At 41.5% G+C, this 19,254-nt stretch carries 15 protein-coding genes; 2 read left to right on the top strand and 13 right to left on the bottom strand.

Translation table 11 applies throughout. The features are described 5' to 3' along the window. Positions 1–220: 220 nt before the first annotated feature. From MF4642_RS14300 to MF4642_RS14280, 5 genes are all read right to left on the bottom strand, one after another. The gene (locus MF4642_RS14300; protein WP_005400714.1) at positions 221–580 is read right to left on the bottom strand and encodes a hypothetical protein; all 360 of its coding nucleotides are present in this window, start codon (positions 578–580) and stop codon (positions 221–223) included. Positions 581–688: 108 nt separating this feature from the next. After that, positions 689–1,123, bottom strand: coding sequence for an I78 family peptidase inhibitor (locus MF4642_RS14295; protein ID WP_078426649.1), 435 nt, complete (start codon positions 1,121–1,123; stop codon positions 689–691). A gap of 144 nt (positions 1,124–1,267) precedes the next feature. Further along, entirely contained in the window at positions 1,268–1,471 is a 204-nt protein-coding gene (locus MF4642_RS14290) for a hypothetical protein (protein WP_039890128.1), read from the bottom strand. 207 nt (positions 1,472–1,678) lie between these two features. Then, complete coding sequence (locus MF4642_RS14285) at positions 1,679–6,196, bottom strand: translocation/assembly module TamB domain-containing protein (protein ID WP_078426648.1); 4,518 nt, start codon at positions 6,194–6,196, stop codon at positions 1,679–1,681. Positions 6,197–6,221: 25 nt separating this feature from the next. Continuing rightward, complete coding sequence (locus MF4642_RS14280; protein ID WP_078426647.1) at positions 6,222–8,975, bottom strand: autotransporter assembly complex protein TamA; 2,754 nt, start codon at positions 8,973–8,975, stop codon at positions 6,222–6,224. A gap of 176 nt (positions 8,976–9,151) precedes the next feature. Here MF4642_RS14280 and MF4642_RS14275 point away from each other — a divergent pair, with 176 nt between their 5' ends. Both MF4642_RS14275 and coq7 read left to right on the top strand, forming a co-directional pair. Further along, entirely contained in the window at positions 9,152–10,471 is a 1,320-nt protein-coding gene (locus tag MF4642_RS14275) for an MFS transporter (RefSeq protein ID WP_078426646.1), read from the top strand. Positions 10,472–10,475: 4 nt separating this feature from the next. After that, complete coding sequence (coq7, locus tag MF4642_RS14270) at positions 10,476–11,111, top strand: 2-polyprenyl-3-methyl-6-methoxy-1,4-benzoquinone monooxygenase (RefSeq protein ID WP_004696505.1); 636 nt, start codon at positions 10,476–10,478, stop codon at positions 11,109–11,111. Between the two features lie 68 nt (positions 11,112–11,179). Here coq7 and MF4642_RS14265 read toward each other — a convergent pair whose 3' ends face one another. The 8 genes from MF4642_RS14265 to MF4642_RS14230 all read right to left on the bottom strand — a co-directional run bounded on the left by MF4642_RS14265 (position 11,180) and on the right by MF4642_RS14230 (position 19,202). After that, the gene (locus MF4642_RS14265) at positions 11,180–11,617 is read right to left on the bottom strand and encodes a hypothetical protein (RefSeq protein ID WP_078426651.1); all 438 of its coding nucleotides are present in this window, start codon (positions 11,615–11,617) and stop codon (positions 11,180–11,182) included. A 163-nt stretch (positions 11,618–11,780) separates the two neighbouring features. Beyond that, entirely contained in the window at positions 11,781–12,224 is a 444-nt protein-coding gene (locus MF4642_RS14260) for a 2-amino-4-hydroxy-6-hydroxymethyldihydropteridine diphosphokinase (protein ID WP_078426645.1), read from the bottom strand. Beyond that, entirely contained in the window at positions 12,181–12,561 is a 381-nt protein-coding gene (gene folB, locus MF4642_RS14255; RefSeq protein WP_058869848.1) for a dihydroneopterin aldolase, read from the bottom strand. Before folB ends, MF4642_RS14260 begins: the two co-directional genes overlap by 44 nt. A 145-nt stretch (positions 12,562–12,706) precedes the next feature. Further along, positions 12,707–14,005: an ABC1 kinase family protein gene (locus tag MF4642_RS14250; RefSeq protein ID WP_078426644.1), complete on the bottom strand. Its 1,299-nt coding sequence runs from the start codon at positions 14,003–14,005 to the stop codon at positions 12,707–12,709. Between the two features lie 57 nt (positions 14,006–14,062). Next, positions 14,063–14,833 carry a HesA/MoeB/ThiF family protein gene (locus MF4642_RS14245; RefSeq protein ID WP_078426643.1) on the bottom strand — a complete coding sequence of 257 codons (771 nt, stop codon included), beginning with the start codon at positions 14,831–14,833 and terminating at the stop codon, positions 14,063–14,065. 294 nt (positions 14,834–15,127) lie between these two features. Further along, the gene (locus MF4642_RS14240) at positions 15,128–16,774 is read right to left on the bottom strand and encodes an AMP-binding protein (RefSeq protein ID WP_078426642.1); all 1,647 of its coding nucleotides are present in this window, start codon (positions 16,772–16,774) and stop codon (positions 15,128–15,130) included. Positions 16,775–17,032: 258 nt separating this feature from the next. After that, entirely contained in the window at positions 17,033–18,169 is a 1,137-nt protein-coding gene (locus MF4642_RS14235) for an acyl-CoA dehydrogenase family protein (RefSeq protein ID WP_078426641.1), read from the bottom strand. 262 nt (positions 18,170–18,431) lie between these two features. Next, positions 18,432–19,202 carry a 3-hydroxyacyl-CoA dehydrogenase gene (locus tag MF4642_RS14230; protein WP_078426640.1) on the bottom strand — a complete coding sequence of 257 codons (771 nt, stop codon included), beginning with the start codon at positions 19,200–19,202 and terminating at the stop codon, positions 18,432–18,434. Positions 19,203–19,254 lie beyond the last annotated feature (52 nt).

Here is a 19,254-nt window from a genome sequence, read left to right as displayed (position 1 = left end):
TATTTCTGTAAGTTAAAAGAATTTAAACGTATAGCGATGCGTAGTTGTAAAACAGATACGAGTTTTGAAGCCATGATTCAACTGTGCGCGAGTTTAATTAACTCTCGGTAATTCTCAACAGACCCTAGGTTCATTATTCTTTATTTTTATATGCTTTGCTATATATATGATTTAGAGTTTTGTCACAAAAAGTTCCATGCAAAAAATAAAAAACCGTTCCTTAGAACGGTTTGTAATCTGGCATTTCAGTATGCGGTGTTGCAATACATTTTTCAGTATATTTCACACGAATTTTTTCACGTGCACCTTCAATATCGGACTTAATTTCAGCCTCATGTAAAGCATAAACATCTTCAATAATTTCTAACGCAAAAGCCTTGGTCATTTCGTCTTCAACTTTATTTGCATGCCCAATCGCTTTATCTTTTTCAATGGCATTTTGACGGTCTAACATAATTGAACGTGCTGCATTACCAATACTTTTACAATAGCCATGCCATTGCTCTTCTGGTGTTAACGGTTTTTTTTCAGCACAACCCACCAGTGCAATCACAGCAGCCAAAGCGAATAACTTTTTCATTACAACTCTCCTATTCGCCCTATCATAATCAAACTTTTTCAAATGAAGAACCATTAACCACTTTAAATAGTATAAAAGCCCAAATTCGGACTTTTATTCTTAGAACAATTAACCGCAGCTTGCTTGAACCACTTTATTGGTTTTCGGATCGACTGTTACTGTCACACGGTCTTCGCGATAATCCATATTCACAGGCTGCCCTGGTTGTACTAAGCGTACCATCTTCGCACTGGTTTTTTGCTTAATCTGTGCTTCAGTTAAATTTGACTGACCAATCAAAGCTGTCGCTTGCTCAGCAACACATTTGCTTTGACTAGCACGGAAAAGTTCCCATTCTTTAATGACCTGACCATTCGGCAAATGGCAATAGCCTACTTCACCATTGGCCTCTTTTCGAATCTCTACTTTACCACCCTGTTCAACACAGTACGTACTGGCAGGATTAGCCATACCTAAAGTTAGCTTTTCAGTTTCATTCTTTTGCGCAGTACTACAACCCGAAATAGCAGCAACCATTAATCCAAGCATTACGATTTTTTTCATAAAAAATATTTCTTTAAATAAAAGATCAACATAGCAAATATGTTTAAAAAAAACTGTGCGAGTTTTGCAAAATTTAAGATTGCATAAAAAAGCCCATCACTTGACGGACTTTTTATTTTGAAAAGCTAGATTTTCAGGTCAATTTTAATTGACTGAGTGAATATCAAGCTCTTCATTTTTCGCTAAAACTACAGATGCTAGAATTGGAGTACCTAAAATGAACGGCATCGCAAAGATCCAAAAGACTACGGTATAGCGCGGATCAAAGAAAAACTGAATAGCAAGCGCCACTAAAATTAAAACTGAAAATAAAATCGCTGCAAAGCGTATTACAAAATTGATCGGCATAGGGATCATCACTCTAAATTTAGCAAGTCCATTTACTATACACCTACTTTCATTATGGTTTAATTGATTTTAAGTATCTAGTGTCTGTTATTCATAGGTTTTCTTCATCTACCAAATAAAAATTTTTATCAAATGGCGAATTAAGCTTTTTTAACACCTAAAAATAAAGCCTACATGATGTAGGCTTTATTTAGCAGAAGAGTAGCTTTAGAACTTCCAGTTATAGAAGACGTCGATTGCACGCTCTAATGACTGACTCGCCTCTAAGTACATACGTTTGTTCATTTGATAACGCAGAGTCAGTTTATTGACTGGCGTAAAGACACCCACGCCATAACGAATATATAAGTCAGGTGTAATATAACCCGTCAGGCTGACTTGTGTGTCATCCCCTGTGCCTTGCGCATCCAATGCTAAACCACTTAAGCCAAAAGTACGTCCAATTTGGTTCGTAAAGGCGCGTGTACCGCCTAAACCCAAACTAATCCCTGCAGCAGCAATGGTGTTGTTGACATCTGACTTGAAGCCTTCCGTTTGACTTAAACCGCTTGTACCTTCGTTAATGCGGCCTGTAATTAACGCGTTCAAAGCTTCTTGCTCAGACAGCCCTGCATCGTTATAGACCTGAATATTTGGTGATGTTGCCGTACCCGTCACACGGAAACCCACCGTGCTGCCTTGTACATTTTTATTTGCATCGACATCCAGTGTTGGGTTGCTCAACACACCGTTAAAACGCGCTATGGCACGGTTTAAGTCCAAACTCTGCCCATAGGCTTCAATTTTAACTTTCTGACTTACCCCAATTGCACCATTGGCACGCATTGCGGTTTCAGCACCGCGCTGCGATAGATATAAACGTCCTAACAATGGAATACGGCTATTAAACCCTTGGAACACAACTTGATTACCTAGTCCAACCATCAAATCAGCACGAATGTCCCAAGGTTTTGCGCTATTTAAAATCGCCAATTGGTTTTGACCTTCTCTGACCACACGTACATCAGAAGATACATTCACCACAGGTACAGACGCTTCTGGCATCGAAATAAGCGCACGAGGAACTTGAATTTCACCGTTTAAGGTTAATTTCTTACTCAACGGTAAAACATCCAGCGTGATTTTCGGTGTCACTAGCGCGGTAATTAATGGTGCTTGACGAATCAGTAAATTTTCTCCATTCAACTGAAGCTGAATGCGTGGATCATTTTTCCAATCTACCGTCCCTGTAAGTATACCCACACCACGACCACTGTTAAAAGCACCATTGATGGTAGCTTGGTCTTGGCGTATAGCGGAATACAGCTGAATATTGGTCAAATTGACTGGCAGTGAAATCATACTAATTGAACCGTCTTTCAGGCGGACATCCCCTGTCAGTAGTGGTGCTTTTAGCGTTCCATTAATCTTACCGGCATACGAAATTGTTCCGCCCATCGAACGCACATCAGCAATGAACGGTTTAAAGACTTTGAGTTGTACCTGATCAAATGCAATTTCACCGCGCATAGGCATATTGTCCCGATACGGATCAATAACCACATTAGCATAGCCCACACCAATTTCAGGTGTTTTGACATCCAAACGGATTTGTAATCCTTCTGCGATGCTTTTGGCAACCAAAGCCACTTGTTCATATTTTAAGGTTGAGCCCATATCTTGTGGGTCATCCGCCGCCAAGCCAATCACACCATCACGGGTGACTAAGCGCGCATCAATTTTTGGTTTAGATCCTTGTGCCCAAACCGCTTTAGCATGTCCATTTAACTTACCTGTAATCGCTAATCCTTCAGGCATAAAGGCAGCAAAGTCGTTTAGGTCGAGGTTTTGAGTCAAGAATGAAATATTGCCACGTGTTTTACTGACTCGAATCGGTTGGTCAAAACACAACTGACTTTGTTGACTCATCCAACAATGCGCACCAATCAACAAATCTGCTTTGGCACTGTTATAGACCACGGCTGCACTTTGGCGCTGTACCAAACGTGCACGTAAAGAGTCAAAATCACCTTTTTGGATCTGACCTAACCAATCATTTTGCGCATTAAAACCACCTGCCAATTGCACATAAAATTTCGACTTTTCATTTTGTGCAGAAACTTTTAATAAATGAGCTTTGCGAATACCTGCCAGTGAAATTTCACCTTGTTGAATTTCACGATTACCACTTCTTAAGCTTTCCATTTTTGCAGTCAATAATGATGGCGTTGTTTCCGATGTCGGCAATTGCCCGACAATGCGTAATTTACGCATATCAATCAGATCTTTAAAGCCAAAATTATCCACTGCTAAGTTTGCCGTAGCCCTTAAACGTGGTTGAGATTGAATATTTAAATAACCGTAGGCACGGCCACGTAAACCCGCATAAATTTCATACAGTGCAGGCGCATTAATATTCAGTCTTAAATTTTGCGCATTACCCGTCGCTTGCACTTGGTTTTTGGCATAAGCCAACAGTAGATTATTCGCTTCAAACTGTTGCGGTAAAAAGCCCTTTTCACTGGAGTTGAGCACCAAAGCTAAATTACCTGTACCACGCAGTGGTTTATTATTGAGCATGCCTGCGAGGTTTAAGCTCTCAATGTTAATGCGTTTTAAAGCATCCGACCATGTGCCTTTAGTTTTCACTACACCAGACAATTCGCCTTTAACACTAGATGCAAAATATTGTGGTTTAAAACGAATGAATGCTGCATTCACATCCCAAGTGATACCGTGAATAAAATGCACCAAACCACTGGCATTAATTTGACCTGCCACACCATTGTGTTTCAACTCAGTTACTTTAATAAACTCAGGCGTTCCTGAAAGTTTTAGGTTTAACGCACCCTGACTCGCTTCAAACTGGCTGGCTTTTAAAGCGCCATCATAGTTCACTGCATAGCCTTTGAAAGCACCACCAGCTTTTTCATCATTAAACAGGAGTGCCGCGGTTGACTGACCCGTTAAGTGAACCGTTTCATTATTGCCCACCAGTTTTCCAGTCAGATCAATGCCCTGTAGCTGAATGATTTGCTGATTCGGTTTGGCATAGCCACTTGCTTGGAGCTTTCCATTCAATAGATTAACTGGTGAAGCTTCTGCTACCATTTGCGGGTTAAAATCTTTCGCGTTTAAAGCAGCTTTCCACTTCAGTTGACGTTTCTCATCTGGCAGCTCTACCACAGCATTACCACTTAAGCTTCCCTTACCTGCTACATAACTAAAACTCGGCACATTTAAATTATTATTTTTAAAATTTAACTGCGCGAGGTAATTACCCGCAGGTAACGTCGCTTTTTCGTGTTGACTCACAACAGTAGCAACATGAATATCTTGCTGACCTTCAACCAACGCCAGTTTTACATCCCCTGAAGCACTACTTAACCAGCCGATATAAGGCACGGCACGATCAATATTTTTCCAAGAGACATCCATCAACATTGGCTGGACTTTGTTATTTTTCTCTGGGTTTTGGTCTAGTGCGAGATGCCATGCTTCATAACGATCAAAGTCTAGATCTGCAGTTAAGTGTAAACCCTTTTCAAGCGTACCTTTGGATGCAATTTTTGCATCCAAACTTGGTGGTAGAAAGTCAGAAACTACTTGTGGCAGTACATCGTCTTTAGGATTGATTTTATCTAAGCGACCTTGTATGTCCCAAGTGATATGATCCTTCCAACTTACCACACCACCCAGATTGACCGAACCTTTCATCAACTGAGCATTTAGGTTATCAATGTCAAGTTGATGAACCAAATCGGTATGCATCAAAGCAGTATATTGACCTTTTGGAATATCTTTACCACTCAGATCTGTATTTAAGTCAATATTTAAACGTTCGATATCACCTGAAAATTTAGCAATGCCTTTTTCAGCATAGAGTTTGTAATCGGTCAGGAGTGGTAAGTTGTAATGATTAAATTTAAGCTGACCTTGCATCGGTACATGCTTACGTACAGGGTGCAAAATAGCCCAACCCGTCAACAGGTCAGGTGTCCGCGTTGCAAAACCCGCTTGAATAGTATCCAATGTCCCTGTTGCGTGTACAGCAATATCATGCACATTTAAACTATCACGCAGTGACGGTAGGTTGGCAATAGCACTCGCCTCAAGTGGATATTTCCCTGAGAATTTCATTTTCCCAGTTGCATTACGAACTGCTAAATAGCCCATGTCCATGCGAGAGTCTTCAAACTCAAGTTCCGTCCCCGACCAGAGGGCATTATTTAAATGCACATCATAAAAATCTACTTGGGCATCGGATGCAGTCCGGATATTTAAATGATCAATATCTGCTGTATCTAAACGTAAAACAAAGGGTAATTTAATTTCGCTGAACTTAAAGGGTTCATCACTCGGTTCACCTTTAGTAATGATGCGCAAATTGCGTACATCAGCTTCACGTAGATGAATCTCCTTATCTAAGATGGCACGCCAACCCAAAATCACGTCAGCACGGTCAATTTTGACATCGACAGGCTTTAAGGTAACCACCACATTTTTAAGGATAATACCTTTCCACAAGTTACCGCCTTCATACTCATATTGGATAATCTGCTGACGTTGTAAAACTTGGTCGAGTAAAAACTTACTGCCTTTGTCGGTAGAAAACATGACTGCAAGCGATATCACCAACAAAATGAGCGTCAACAATAGTGTCAAAATGACACTTCTAAAAATACGTCGCTGTTTGATAAGCGGCGCAGGTGGTGTTGGTTCTTGCTGCTGTTCTACTTCAGCCATAGTCTTCCCAAAAAAGTGTTAAATATTATAATAATGAGCCAATAAAGAAATGCACACGTATCGGATGACTATCATCAGAAATACCTGAAGCTACATCAATCCGAATGGGGCCTATCGGTGATGCCCAACGCACACCAAGACCAATACTGTATTCGGTGTCATTGCTAAAATCTGTATCATAAGCATTACCAAAGTCGCTGAATACTGCTGCACGCCAGCCTTCTTTAAATTGGTAATTGTATTCCATGGAGCCGACAGCTAAGGCTTGACCACCCACTTTAAAACCATCGACCACAGGTGACAAACTCTTGTAGTCAAAACCACGAATGCCTTGGTCTCCACCCGTGAAATAACGTAAGTTATAAGGGACTTTATTAAAGTCTGAGGTAAAGATATAACCGAGATCACCACGCCCAACAAACTGGTGATTATCATTTTCACCCAATGAATAGATAAAACGCCAACCCGCATTTACGATGGCCATATCTGCATCTGAAAGTAGGCTTTCGCTTCCCAGTTCAATTTTATAAGTTTGTTTAATTCCCTTACTTGGGTTTACACGCTTATCGCTATCGATTCTAGAAATTTCATAGCCCAATAAAAGCGACTCTTGCTCAGGGTCATTATTTGCAATAAATGCATCCGGCAAATCATCTACATTCGCCGAACCCTTTTGCGTTAATCGATCTAAACGGTAACGCACCCCATAGGTATGTTGCCAATTCCCCATTGGGTTTTTGATAACACGGTCAGCCCCAGCAACAGCAGATTCAGTGAGTAAGTTTACGCCTTGTCCGATGTCATCTCGTTCTTCACGCTCATAACCTCCCACGAGACTGATATAATCATTTAGTGGATGCTTATATGGGATATTATAGCGACCATCAATAGCCTGTCGAATTTCTGAAAGTTCTAAGTTGGCATCAAAAGAGTGTCCACGCTGGTTCACAATCGCACGGCGATACTGTGTACGTAAACGAGCACCTGAGTCACTACCATAACCTGCCCCGACTTCTACACTATTTAACTGGTCTGCATTTAAAGTAACTTTAACAGGAATTACTTTTGTTTCCCGAGCTTCAAGTTTTAAACGCTCTTCTTCACTTTGTTTGGTTTCTTGTGCGGTGCGAAGCGCTGCTTGTGCTTTATTCTGCTCAGGATCATTAACACCTGCGAATTGTGCTTCACTCACCACAGACTGCGTCACTTCACGGCTTGAAACAACCTCCTTTTTCTCTTGAACCAAAACATCCTGACGAGAAAGTTGTTGTTCATCGACCAACTGCTGTAAATCAGGCGGTAACTCACGGATTCCTTCAACCGGATCAGGTCGAACAGCATCTACCAAACTGTAGTTGAAGTAACGTGAGTTGGTCAAATTATTGGCCAAACCATTAACACGCCAAAAGGTATAGTCCGCGCCAGGCTCCCAAGTCACTAAACTTTGTAAAACATCTAAATCAATAGGCAGTGGTTTGCTTGGATCACTCATCACAAACTCAACACCGCCGAGTTTATAACGTTGACCTGTTTCATAACGTAAGTTAATGTCTGCCGTATTTTGCGGCTGCTCAACTTTCACATCATGTAAACGCCAGTAACTATCAAAAAAACCGTTATTGCTGGCCGCTTCATTAATTCGTGCTTTGGTCGACTCGTATAAGCCGTGGTGCAATACATCACCGATGTCTTGCTCCGGTAAGACTTTAATCACTTGGAACTGCGGTAAGTACTGACCTGCACCACTAAATTCGATATTTTGTTCTTCAATCCGTACAGGTGTATTCGGTACCACTTGAATGCGCACACGGTTACTGCTGGTTTTTTCAAACTTAAACTCAGCATTATAAAACCCGACGGCTTGAGCGGCTTGGTTGGAAAGTGAACGCAACTGTGGCAGTGCAGAAGGAAAGTCTTCAAAAGACTCTTCGGTAAAGCTAGAAACCTTGCCTTTGATATTTTCTTTTAGATTGACCAAAGCAGCCTGATACGCTTTATTGGATATCTCGCCTTCATATTTAGCATTAATGATTTCGACATCCGCACTGATCCGCGGAACTTTTGCAGTATCCAATTCTCTTGGTGGTCGAATTTTATAAAGCATGCGTTTAAAGAAATTAGGTTCTTTGGCAATTTGCTCTTCAGCACTCATGCCAAAATCTAAAGTATTTCCTTCCGTGTTGGCTTCTACTGAAATTTTACTGTCTGCTTGAATACTTTGCATCAGTTGATCAACATTGACCGGAGCTTGATTAATTTCCGCCATTTCCTGCTGAGTTGCATCGCTCAGCACCAACTCGGTCGTTTTACCACTTCGGTAAGCTTGAGCTTCTGCTTTCGCTTGCTCAGCCATCTGATAAATATCATTGGCCATACCTTGGTCAACTTGGACAGTTGGCAAGTCCTCAAGGCTATCAAACTCAATCGGTGCAAATTCGGGTAAATTTTTTAAAGCTGCCTGTTGCTGTTGCAACATTTGCATACTGTCCGGAACACTTGGCTGAACTACAGAATTTTCAACTTTTTTTAATTCGTCCGCGCTGCCCATACCTTGGCGAATTGCTTCTTTTTTAATGTCTTCAGTGAGTTGCGTAGAAGTTTGTGGCTCGACTTGTGCATTACTTGGTTCAATCGCAACGGAGGTTTCAGCCAAAGCCGCTTGTGACAAAAGCGTTAAAAAGATACTCAGACACAAATATTTATTGTTATGATGCCACGGTATGAAAGAATTCATACTCAATGAAAGAGTCGACTTTTTAAATTGTGTTTTGGCAAGCATAGAAAACTCTAAATTTATTTAATCGTTATGGATTTGCTCTAATGAATTGTCACAAAAGAACTGAAATCTATTGATTATTTTACCCAATTTCAGGTTTTAAATATCTTACATGATTTTATTGGACGTTTGAGCAATTAGTCACATTTCTTAATAAAACTTAATGCAGTGCAAAAAGCATGAAAAACAATGAACATCTATTAAGTACCCGTCGTTTTCTTCCCATGTTTATTACCCAATTTTTTGGTGCTTTAAACGACAATGTCTATAAACAAGCTTTGCTTTTAGTCATTACTTATGGATGGATTAATCAACAAGCTACAGATGTCAGTACCTTAAATAATTTGGCCGCGCTGTTATTTATTTTGCCTTACTTCATTTTTTCTGCAACCGCAGGACAAATTGCCGATAAGTTTGAGCGCTCACAACTCATTCGTGGCATCAAAGTTCTAGAAATTATGATTATGCTCATCGGTTCCGCGGGTTTCTTATTGGGCAATTTATGGCTACTGCTCTTGGCTCTATTTATGATGGGCACACATTCCACCTTCTTTGGCCCCATTAAATACGCCATTTTACCTGAGATTCTAAAACCGAATGAACTCATGTCAGGCAATGCGCTATTTCAGTCGGGCACCTCCATTGCTATTTTAATCGGGATGATTTTGGGTGGCGCAGTTATTTCGGTTTCTCAAGGCAATCTTATTTGGATCAGCCTGACTGTCGTCATCATTGCTGTTTTGGGTTATCTATCCAGTCGATTTATCTTAAAACAACAAGTCAGCTCACCCGACTTAAAAATTGATTGGAATTTCTTTAGAACCAGTTTTCAAACACTCAAATATGCCAAAAGCCTCCCCCTCATCTTTATGATTTTACTGGGGAATTCGTGGTATTGGTTTTACGGCGCAACCTATCTCACCCAAATTCCACAGTTGACTCAACAAAACCTACATGCATCAGAAAATGTCGTCAGTCTTTTACTCACGTTCTTTTCTGTCGGGATTGGAGTCGGCTCACTGCTGTGTCGTAGAATTGGTGGCTCTGAAGTGAATATTAAAATGGTGCCAATCGGTGCAATTGGGCTCACTCTATTTGCCTTTTACTTAGCTTTGAGTCTGGCTTTTGTACCTGAGCGTACAGGCGCAATGATGAATGTTGCAGATATGTTTAACCACGGTGCAATTTACTACCATGTCATGCTTGCGGTGACCTTGCTCGGCATCAGTGGCGGTTTTTATATTGTGCCGCTATACGCCATGATGCAAGCCTATTCACCGCGTTCACACCGTGCACGCGTTGTTGCCGCAAACAACATATTAAATGCGGTGTTTATGGTGTCTTCTGCTATATTTTCGATTATCATTTTAAGTGTTTTGAAGATTGATATTAAAATACTTTTCAGCATTACTGCTGTATTAAGTGCGGGCTTTACGCTGTGGTTGTTATATCGACTCAAACCCATGCTAAAAACTGTACAACCTGAGTTAGAGGACTAAAGTTATGCGTCATTACACTGGCATCGATAAATTTATCAATTCTTTTGATCAAGCCCTGCGTAGCTTAGTTCCGGGCACAACGTCTGCTCAACGTGAAAACCCAGGCAAGGCGGTCGAAACCCAACTAGCAGTGAGTGAAGCGCGTCATGTTGCAGGTTTAATGCGGGTCAACCATAGTGGCGAAGTTTGTGCGCAAGCGCTTTATCATGGGCAAGCTTTAACGGCAAAACTGCCGAATGTACGCCGTGAAATGGAACAAGCCGCAATTGAAGAACAAGACCATCTTGCATGGTGTGAAGACCGCTTAAAAGAGCTAGACAGCCATACCAGTCTGCTTAATCCAATTTGGTACGGTTTATCCTTTGGTATGGGTGCAATCGCAGGCATTGCAGGCGATAAATATAGCTTAGGTTTTGTTGCAGAAACTGAACGCCAAGTGAGCCTGCATTTACAGCATCACATCAGCCAACTCCCTGCTCAAGATGACCGTTCACGCAATATTCTTGTGCAAATGAATGAAGATGAATTACACCATCGTGATACAGCACTGAATGCTGGCGGAGTCGATTTACCGATTCCTGTCAAAATTACCATGACGGCTATTTCCAAACTCATGACCAAGACCAGTTATTTTATTTAAGCAAATATGCCTTACTCTTATAAAAAAGCAGTGGTTATGCCACTGCTTTTTTATTGACTCTAATTTGCTTATTCCGCTGATATCGGCAGTAATAAGGTATTACCCGCTTGCTTTAAATTCGCCGTATATTTTGATGCTAGTGATGGATTGGATGGATAGCTTTTCCCATTGTACTTCAGTACAACTTGCCCTAAACCTCGGGTATAGACCGATAAATCACGCCAACCTTGGGTTTGGGTACTTAAAGCATAAATCGGGGTAGATGAAACAGTCATTTTGCTATGCGGTTGAAAACTTCCATTTACAAGACCTTTAAAGACCAACAACGTACAGCCACCTGAACCACACCACTCCATCCCACTTAACAACACCACGGCATCATCGATTCCGTCTTGGTTTAAGTCATATAAGCGAGTTTGATAATCTGATTGATCTTGGGTATAGGCCTGAACAGCTAGTTTTAACCCTTGTTTTTCAGTCGTTTGAGATACACTCGTTATATCCATAGCAGTTGTCGCTGTCGTTTTGGACGGAGTTGAATAACAACCCGCTAAAAACACTGCTAAAGAAAGAGCACTCAAAATTTGTATTTTCATGAAAATAGCTCGCTGCGAATTATATTTTATAAGCATATTAAGCCAGTTCAAGTGCCAATCACACTTCGATATGTTACTTGGCTTCCAAGCAGCTCACCGTTGGAAATACATGCTTTGCATGTTGAAATGCATTATCCTTCCACACATCGAACATTGGAATTTTAACATCTAAAGCCAAAGGCAATTTTTTGGGATTGAACTGCATATGTTCTAAGTTTTCACCCCATGCAATCAAATCGACATCCAGTGAAATCTGATGTGATGGGCGGATACGCCCAGATGTGGCTTCCATATTTTTCAGCAATACCGAAATTTCAGCAACGGACAAAGACGATTTCAGTAAACAGGCTGCATTCCAATAATCTGACCCAACCCCATCACGGCATGGAATTAAATAAATATTCGAAAATTGCAGTTGCCCAATTTTAGCAAGTTGCTCAGAGGCATATAAAAAATGTTGCTTTGGATTATTATTACTCGCCAGAGCTAGGGCGAAAATCGTTTCGGTGGCGTTCAAGACGAATTCCTACAGAATTTGCTTGCGCGATAATGGCAGGCTTACGGATGGTAATATTAATCGATTCAATCGCATGAAAGGTAGAAAAAAGTGCATTGATGACCAATTTTGCCGCATGTTCAATCAGTTCAGGCTTGGCGCCTTGAATGACCTTTGCTGCAATTTCACAAATTTCAGCATAATTTAAGGTATGGTCTAAGTCATCTGAGTTTGAAGCTTGTTCCAAATCTGTTTGAATAATCATATCCAACATTAAAGGCTGAATAATCTGACGTTCCCAGTTAAAGCAGCCAACCACTGTTTCAACTTTTAAGCCTTCAATGATAATTGCGTCCACATTATTACCTTTAACAGATTTTGACATTTTAATCCCTGTCTTAGGAAACTATGTTTTTCATCCCCTAAACAAGAAAGCATTTTTCAGTCCCTCTTTTAAAAGAAGGACTGAAAGGGATTTTTTGGTGAATGTGCTTCAAAAGAACTTAGTTTTTTAACAACACATTTGGGTCCATAGTTTGCACCATTTGCAAACGCTGGTCAGCATAGATGTCGGTATACGGTGCAAGGATGCGCATGAAACGATCGAAATACAGCATCTGTTTAAATAACAAGGCAAAATCACGCGGGAAGCGAATACCGTGACGCTCGCCCACTGCGACCATATCCATCATGATGTCATTCAAATCTGCTGGGTTTGAACTCAGCAATTCTTGCGGATCTGCCAACAACACACCACTAAATAAACGCTCAAGATCGGCAGCCAACACCTGAGTATCAATCTTCACAGCGGTCATGCCCATTTTCAGCATGTTTTCCGCCATAAGTGCATAATCCGTTTTTTGCAAGGCATCCATAAAGGCGATACAAGCTGTCCATACCTCAGGTTTCAACTGCCCCACAATGCCGAAATCAATAAAACCGACACGACCATCATCAAGTAGCATCAGGTTTCCAGCATGCAAGTCGGCATGGAAGCTATTACACATCATTAGACTACCAAACCATGTATTCATGGCAGTTATCAGGACTTGTGAAGGATCTTTACAGCGCTTTTTAACCACTTCAAAATCAGTTAATGGCACACCGTAAAGACGCTGCATGGTGAGCACACGGCGAGTCGAATATTGGTGATAGACCTTAGGTGCCATCGCCTTATGGTTTTGCGTGATATTGAGATAGTTCACAAAGTCATCCAGATTACTGGCTTCTTCAATAAAATCGACTTCACGAACCATGCGGGTTTTGATTTCTTCCACAATGTCTGCAAGAGATGCAAATTTGACTTTAGGCACTGCTTTTTCTAAAACCTTGGTTGCCCAGTGCAGAACATTTAAGTCGGTATAGAGAATGGTTTCTACACCCGGCTTTTGTACTTTAATCACCACATCTTCGCCCGTCACCAGCTTTGCGGCATGGACTTGGGCAATAGACGCTGAAGCTAACGGCGTTTCATCAATCGATGCAAAAATCTCAGACAGGTTTCGGCCTTCAAACTCAGACGCCAAAACCCCTTGTACATAACTAAACGGCAAAGATGGAGTTTGGTCTAAACAGCCTTGAAACTCTTCAACATATTCACGTGGAAAAAGTGAAGGTGTACTTGCAATAAACTGACCCAACTTGATATAGGTTGAACCCAAAGACTCAAAGGTTTCACGCATCAGTTTGGCATTACTTGGTTTTTCAGTCGCGTACTTAATACCCGCACGTGCTGCAATGACTGCTGTTTCCCCAACACGGGCAACAGAGCGCAGTCCATCTAAAAAGATATTGTTCTTCATAATATCGGTCAAAAATAAATTGTATTGAGTGTATCAAAGAATGAAAAAATTGTAGGCTTATCTTGCCTGACAAACGGGACAATCTGTATCTTTTTCGAAAGCAAGCAAACGTTGTTTCATACTTAAGCCATCCCAAAGCAACAGGCGTTGTTTGAGTGCGGTGACATTTAAACCCAAGTATAAAAGTGCATGATGCGCTTGAAGACTGGCCATCACGTTCGGCGTGGTAGCCAAAACACCTGAATCTGCACAGCGCAGGCTTTCATTCGCATGTTCTTCTTTCGGGAACAGACATTCATAGCAAGCGGACTCACCTTCCACCATAAACAGTTGCCCTTGAAAACCAATGGCCGATGCACTGATGAGTGGAACATTGGCCTCTTTACACTGCTGATTGACCAAATACCGTGTCGTAAAATTATCACAACCATCAAGGACTAAGTCTTGGCCTGCAATTAAACTAGCTGCATTGGCTGTATCAAGTTTTACAGCATGCGCATGGACTTTGATGTAGGGATTGATCTGCTTTAAACGCTGGGCCAAAACCTCCGCTTTATAAAAACCGACATTATTTTCTACATAGGCAATCTGTCTTTGGAGATTGCTCACTTCGATCGTATCAGCATCAATCAGAGTGATTTGCCCTACACCAGCACGTGCCAATAACTCCGCAGTCATACAACCAATACCACCACAGCCTACGATGAGTACGTTGGCCAACTTTAATTTTTCTTGTGCCTCTATATCCCATCCGTCCAATAAAATTTGACGACTATAGAGATGCATTTCAGCATTACTGAGTTCTAGACTTTCATCTAACTCGTCCATGATTCAGCCTTTTGCTAAAGAAAATGTTGATGGCGAATTATAACCATGAAACCAAGGTTAGCTATGCACAAATTCAATAAATGCTATGTGCTTTAGATAGCTCAACTTTTTCATTTTTAAGTAATCGAGATTAAATCATACTAGTTGCCTAGTTAAATTTTCTTAGGCTATTTATACCTCTAACTATATTTCAAGCGGTGTTCCACAAGTCACATGCCACTATAAATGGTTAAAAGTTAAAGCCAGTCTATTAAAACTGACTGGCTTTAACTTTAAGACCCTTTTATTTTTAAATTAAATGGCAGCTTGTAAAGTTTGCATCTTTGCCACCTCTTGCTGTTTCAGCAAATTACGTTGAATTTTTCCACTCGACGTTTTCGGCAAACTTTCAACAAACTCTATTTCTTTTGGATACGCATGTTTAGATAAACGTGAGCGTACATAAGCTTGAAGTTTGCTATCCAATTCCTTAGATGCTTGGTACTGTGGTTTCAGTACCACAAAAGCTTTCACCACTTCCGTACGCTCTGGATCAGGCTTACCAATCACAGCCGACTCAAGTACTTCCGCACACTCAAGCAAAGTACTTTCGACATCAAAAGGCCCGACTCGATAGCCTGACGTTGTAATGACATCGTCAGCACGACCTACAAAGTCGATACCGCCAATTTCATTGAGCTTGACCGTATCACCTGTTAAATAATACTGCCCCACAAAGGCTTTACGATTATTGCCACCATAGCCTTTAAACCATGTTAGTGGTGACTGGCTAAAGTCTATCGCCAACGTTCCTATTTCACCGCGCTTCACTTCTTGGCAGTTCGCATCAAGTACAGCAAAGCGGTGTCCAGGATTGGCAAAGCCTGCCGAACCAACCTTTTTCTCATGCTCCAATGCATGATGGTTGGCGATCACCATGCCCAACTCAGTTTGTCCATACTGGTCATAAATATTGACGTTCAGATCATTATTAAACCAATGAATCACTTCTGGGGTCAAAGGCTCACCCGCACTACTGACAGCACGTAGGTGAGTTTTAATGGAAGGATCAAACTTTTCTTTAAAACCAAAGAACATCCGAAAAGCTGTAGGTGAACCCGTTAAATTACTGACGCGATATTTTTTAATGACTTCAACCGCATGATCGACGCTAAATGCGCGCTCATCCATAATGATGCTATGCCCCAAGCTGAGCGGCCCTGTGATTCCGTAGTACAACCCATAAGCCCAGCCCGGATCGGCTAAATTCCAAAATGAATCGTCTTCTCTTAAATCAACCGCATGTTGCATATAACCCTTAAAAGCCAAAACAGCTTTTAAAGGGACAGGCACTGATTTGGCCAAACCTGTGGTGCCTGAGGTAAACATCATCAGGAAATCATCATCAAAGCTACGCAAAACAGCTTCACATTGATTGGACTGTTGTTTTGCTTCCTGCCAAAAATCAGTTTCATTGCTGGTTAAGTTTGTTCCTGCATTCACAGTCAGGATATGTTTGACTTCAACGTGATTTAGCTTTGGACGTTGCTCTGCATTGGTCACAATCAATTTAGTATTCGCAGTTAAAACTCGATGTTCAATCGCCTTCGACTCAAAAGCAGTAAACAAAGGCTGATAAATCGCGCCGATCCGCCATGTTGCTAAAATCGTAATCAGCAGTTCAGGCGTACGCGGTAACAGCCCTGCGATACAGTCACCTACTTTAATGCCAATACTTTTAAAATAATTCGCCAATTGTGCTGAGGCAACATCGAGCTGTTCAAAACTCCATTGCTCAGACTCTCCATTTTTTCCTTCCCAAATGAGTGCTGTTTTTTGTAACCCGACATAACGCTGACAGCACTCAATATAGGCATTTATTGCATTGGGTTGGCCGATCAATTGTTCTTGAATCAGTTGATCATAGTTAAATTCTTGATGGGCTTGTTCTAATGTCTTCATCACGACAACCTCGCATTATCCATTTTTAATGCCAAATCCACTTTGGCCGTCCATGTTCTTTATCGTTTTAAGCGTTGAACTGACCTCATTGTCAGTCCTATATTGTTTGAAAACCTAGAGCAGCTCAGCTGCTCGACTTAATACTGGTAACTAACTGCTGCACCTAGATAACCATGTTTTAAATGCACCTACAATTTCCAAATCCCTCAATGAAGGTGCAGGCTTTGTACATCGACCAAGGTCTAAAACTAAGTAGACTTAAACCTTGGTTACTTCACGTGCAATGACAAGACGCTGAATATCAGATGCTCCTTCATAAATCTGGCTCACACGGACGTCCCGATAAATTCGTTCAACAGGAAAATCTGAAACATAGCCATAGCCACCATGAATTTGAATCGCATCAGAACAAACACGCTCCGCCATGGTTGAGGCAAACAGTTTGGCCATAGAGGCTTCTTTTAAACATGGCAAACCTGCATCCTTCAAAGCGGCTGCATGGAAAATTAACTGACGTGCTGCTTCAATTTGCGTCGCCATATCGGCTAAACGAAAAGCAACAGCCTGATGTTGCACAATTTCAACACCGAAGGCTTTGCGGTCATTGGCATATTCAACTGCTGCATCTAAAGCGGCACGCGCCATACCGACTGATTGCGCTGCAATACCAATACGTCCCGACTCCAAATTTGAAAGTGCAATTTTATAGCCCTCACCTTCCGCGCCTAGCAAATGATCTGCCGGAATGCGGCAGTTCTCCAAAACGATGGTTGCCGTATCTGAACAGTGCTGCCCCATCTTTTCCTCTATACGAGAGACAATATAGCCTTCGGTATCGGTTGGGACTAAAAAGCAAGAAATACCTTTCTTCCCCGCAGCTTTGTCAGTGACTGCAAAAACCAAAGCGACTTGAGCATGCTTACCTGTGGTAATGAATTGTTTGGTTCCATTCAGCACCCACTCATCGCCCTCACGAACGGCCTTGCACTCCAACGCACCTGCATCTGAGCCTGCTTGTGGTTCAGTGAGACAAAAACAACCCAACCACTCACCTGTGGCAAACTTGCTTAAATATTTCTGCTTTTGTGCATCAGTTCCGTAGCGCTGGGTAATACCGCACGGCAGTGAGTTTTGCACACTGACAATGGTCGAAATCGCACCATCACCTGCTGCAATTTCCTCAAGTGCTACCACCAGTGAAATATAATCTAAGCCTGCACCACCCCATTCAGGTGAAACAGTCATACCCAAAGCACCTAACTCACCCAGCTCTTTAAGTTCTTGCGCAGGAAACTGTGCCGTTTTGTCACGTTCAGCTGCAGTTGGTTTCAGTTTTTCCTGCGAATAACTACGCAGCATATCCTGAACCATTTTTTGTTCTTCATTTAAAAGCATGGAGTATCCCTTCTCTATTCAGGTTATTAAATTTAATAAATATTTGATACACGGCGACCCATTCGCAACCTGAAAGCCTTTCAAAAGATAATGTTTCTGCGAGAAAGTAGTCTGTAAATTCAATAGAACAGGTTTTGTGAATGGAGATGGTTTTGCCTACTTTTTTCGAAAGAAAAGTAGGTCGAACCGAAGGTTATAAGAAGCCATTACTTATCGACGCAAAGACTTCGTCATAAACTCAAGGATCACAAGTCAAAATAGATTATTTAGGCTGCATACGAATCGCGCCATCTAAACGAATCACTTCACCATTCAAATAATTATTTTCAAAAATATGCCCCACAAGCTGAGCAAACTCTTCAGGTTTTGCCAAACGCTTCGGAAATGGCACCATTTCACCCAACGCATCTTGTACATTTTGCGGCATCGCCTTCAACATTGGCGTTTCCATAATGCCTGGAGCAATGGTCATCACTCGAATTTTTTCACGTGCTAGCTCGCGTGCCAGTGGTAAAGTCATCGAGACAACAGCACCCTTAGAGGCTGCATAAGCAGTCTGTCCAATTTGTCCGTCATAGGCTGCAACTGAAGCTGTATTCACAATCACACCGCGTTCTTCTTCACCAGCTTGAAGTTCATATTTCGCGATTAACTGCGCAGCAAAACGCAGCATATTAAAAGTACCTGAGACATTGATGTTTAATACTTTTTGGAATAACGCCAGTTCATGAATACCATCACAACCCAACACTTTGGCTGAAGGTGCTACACCCGCACAGTTCACCAAACCATTCAATTGCCCATATTCCGCCTCGACTTCTTGAAAGAAACTTTGCACAGCCTGCTCATCAGTAACATCGAGGCTTTTAAACTGAGCATTTTCACCCAACTCACGCTGTAGCTCTTCACCTAAAGCTTGATTCATATCCACCAAAATGACTTTCGCACCTTGCTCAATCAAATGACGTGCTGTCGCTGCACCTAAACCCGATGCACCACCAGTGACGACAAAAACCTTCCCTTGAATCTTCATTTATTTTTCCTTGTATGATTGAATGCTACGACTTAAGAAGAAATGTAAACAC

The organism is Acinetobacter sp. MF4642, from assembly GCF_002018925.1.
Lineage (GTDB): Bacteria > Pseudomonadota > Gammaproteobacteria > Pseudomonadales > Moraxellaceae > Acinetobacter > Acinetobacter johnsonii.
The sequence above is the reverse complement of the archived record's forward strand: the minus strand, read 5'-3'. Positions and strand labels throughout refer to the sequence as shown.